The organism is Pseudochrobactrum sp. AO18b, from assembly GCF_000409565.1.
Lineage (GTDB): Bacteria > Pseudomonadota > Alphaproteobacteria > Rhizobiales > Rhizobiaceae > Pseudochrobactrum > Pseudochrobactrum saccharolyticum.
The window spans coordinates 1-2,836 of sequence record NZ_ANNO01000080.1; the positions used below are offsets into that span (position 1 = coordinate 1).

A 2,836-nucleotide genomic window follows, 5' to 3' on the forward strand; every position below is an offset into this window, starting at 1 on the left:
CCGGGGGGGGGGAGCAGGTCTTATGGTGAGCGGCGCGACAGTAACCTATCGCAATGGACATACGGCCCTGCGTGATGCCAGCTTTGAAATTCCGACCGGCACAATTACCGCATTGGTGGGTGTGAACGGTTCCGGTAAATCCACCTTGTTCAAAGCACTGATGGGCTTTGTGCGGCTGGCAAAAGGCGATATCCGGATTCTCGGGCTTCCGGTAAAGCAGGCGCTCAAGAGTAATCTCGTTGCCTATGTTCCGCAGTCAGAAGATGTGGACTGGAATTTTCCGGTTCTCGTTGAAGATGTGGTGATGATGGGTCGCTACGGTCATATGGGCATGATGCGCCGTGCAAAACCTGCCGATTATCAGGCGGTGACGGATGCGCTGGCACGGGTCGGCATGAGTGACTTCCGTAAGCGTCAGATAGGCGAACTCTCCGGCGGTCAGAAAAAACGTGTCTTTCTGGCGCGTGCTTTGGCACAGGATGGCAAAGTCATTCTGCTAGATGAGCCGTTTACCGGTGTGGATGTCAAAACCGAAGAAGCGATTATCAAACTCCTGCGCGATCTGCGCGATGAGGGGCGGGTGATGTTTGTCTCGACCCATAATCTCGGCAGTGTTCCGGAATTCTGTGATCGTACAGTGCTGTTGAACCGCACGGTTCTGGCCTATGGCGCTACGGAAACCATCTTTACGCAGGCCAATCTTGAGAAAACTTTCGGCGGTGTTCTGCGCCATTTCGTGCTCAATGATACTGATAAAGGCAAAGCGCATCCGGTGAATATTCTGACCGATGATGAGCGGCCGCTGGTATTGTATCAGGACAACCACGGTAAGGGAGCAGAGTAATGGAACTGCTGCTTGAGCCGTTCTCCTATCAATATATGATCAATGCCATGTGGGTTTCGGCGCTGGTCGGCGGGGTGTGCGCATTCCTGTCCGGTTATCTGATGCTCAAAGGCTGGTCGCTGATCGGCGATGCTCTGTCTCACTCCATCGTACCGGGTGTGGCGGGGGCTTATATGCTCGGCCTGCCTTTTGCGATCGGTGCTTTCTTCTCCGGTGGCTTGGCTGCGGCAGCGATGCTGTTTCTCAATGAACGTACCAAGCTGAAAGAAGATGCGATTATCGGTCTGATTTTCACATCCTTCTTTGGTCTTGGCTTATTTATGGTGTCGCTGAAGCCAACCGCAGTCAGCATTCAGACCATTGTACTGGGCAATATTCTGGCGATTACACCAGCGGATACGCTGCAACTGGCGATTATCGGTTTTGTATCGCTGGTCGTGTTGCTGTTCATCTGGAAAGACCTGATGGTGACTTTCTTTGATGAAAGTCATGCCCGTTCTATCGGTTTGAACCCGACTGTGCTGAAAGTGATTTTCTTCACACTATTGTCGGCCTGTACCGTTGCAGCGCTGCAGACTGTGGGTGCATTTCTGGTGATCTCTATGGTGGTGACACCAGGGGCTACAGCTTATTTGCTGACAGATCGCTTTCCGCGTTTGCTGACGATTGCTGTCATCATCGGAACGCTCACCAGTTTTACCGGTGCTTATATCAGCTATTTTCTCGATGGTGCGACCGGCGGGATTATTGTTGTGATGCAGACACTGATCTTTTTGGCGGCATTCTTTTTCGCGCCAAAGCATGGCATGCTGGCTGCAAGACGTCGGGCAGCTGAAACTCTGAAAGCAGAGGTGCAGTCATGAGCCTGATTGAAACTCTGATGATGCCGTTCCGCTTTGAATTCATGGTCAATGCTATGGTCATTGCCATGCTGATCGCGATACCGGCCGCATTATTATCGTGTTTTCTGGTGCTTAAAGGCTGGTCGCTGATGGGGGATGCCGTTTCCCATGCGGTGCTGCCGGGTGTGGTGCTGGCCTATATCATTAATATTCCGCTGGCGATCGGCGCTTTCGTAGCAGGGATGTTCTGTGCACTGGCAACGGGTTTTCTGAAAGAAAACAGCCGGATCAAACAAGATACCATTATGGGCGTTGTCTTCTCCGGTATGTTTGGTCTCGGACTGGTGATGTATGTGAAGGTGCAGTCTGATGTGCATCTCGACCACATTCTGTTCGGTGATATTCTAGGTATCGGCAGACAGGATATGATTGAAACAGCAATCATTGCTGTGATTGTTACCGGTTTGCTGGTGCTGAAATGGCGCGATCTGCTGCTGCATGCTTTTGATCCGGCGCAGGCGCAGGCTGTGGGTTTGCCGGTCAGATTGCTGCATTATGGTCTGCTGGCTATTCTCTCGCTGACCATTGTCGGTGCTTTGAAAGCGGTCGGTATCATTCTGGCCATTGCGATTTTGATTGCACCGGGGGCAATTGCCTTCCTGCTGACGCGTAATTTCAGTTCCATGCTGATTGTTGCGGTGATTGTGGCTGTCGCTTCGTCAGGGCTTGGCGTTTACGTCTCGTTCTTTATTGACAGTGCACCTGCACCAACAATCGTTTTGCTAATGACCTTGGTGTTTATTGCGGCGTTTATCATTGCCCGTCGCCGTGTTGCCCGTACAGAGAGACAGGTTTTCTCCTCTTAACTTCATGCCCGAAAACGATTCTCTGCCGGCAAGGCGTCGCATGTGAGTGCGGCGCCATATTTTTTGAGCTGAAAATTATATTGCAGCGGAAATCTGAAAAGCAAAAAGCCGCGCAGTGCGCGGCTTTTGAAGGCTTAACCAAACTGGAGCGGGCGAAGGGATTCGAACCCTCGACCCCAACCTTGGCAAGGTTGTGCTCTACCCCTGAGCTACACCCGCTCGCGCCAGTTTGTTGGTTAGGCCTGCGCTATATGGCAAAAGCCTGAGTGATTTGCAACAGGAAA

3 protein-coding genes and 1 tRNA gene are annotated in these 2,836 nt (G+C 51.9%); 3 read left to right on the forward strand and 1 reads right to left on the reverse strand.

The window, feature by feature from the left end:
* Positions 1-22: 22 nt before the first annotated feature.
* From A918_RS0103785 to A918_RS0103795, 3 genes are read left to right on the forward strand one after another with little or no spacing between them, the layout of a single operon-like run.
* Entirely contained in the window at positions 23-844 is an 822-nt protein-coding gene (locus A918_RS0103785; protein ID WP_022709766.1) for a manganese/iron ABC transporter ATP-binding protein, read from the forward strand.
* Entirely contained in the window at positions 844-1,707 is an 864-nt protein-coding gene (locus A918_RS0103790; RefSeq protein ID WP_022709767.1) for a metal ABC transporter permease, read from the forward strand. Before A918_RS0103785 ends, A918_RS0103790 begins: the two co-directional genes overlap by 1 nt.
* The gene (locus tag A918_RS0103795) at positions 1,704-2,552 is read left to right on the forward strand and encodes a metal ABC transporter permease (RefSeq protein WP_022709768.1); all 849 of its coding nucleotides are present in this window, start codon (positions 1,704-1,706) and stop codon (positions 2,550-2,552) included. The genes A918_RS0103790 and A918_RS0103795 overlap by 4 nt, the downstream gene beginning before the upstream one ends.
* A gap of 144 nt (positions 2,553-2,696) precedes the next feature.
* On the opposite strand, the gene A918_RS0103800 is transcribed toward A918_RS0103795, so the two are convergent.
* Positions 2,697-2,771: transfer RNA gene (locus A918_RS0103800), tRNA-Gly, on the reverse strand.
* Between the last annotated feature and the right edge of the window lie 65 nt (positions 2,772-2,836).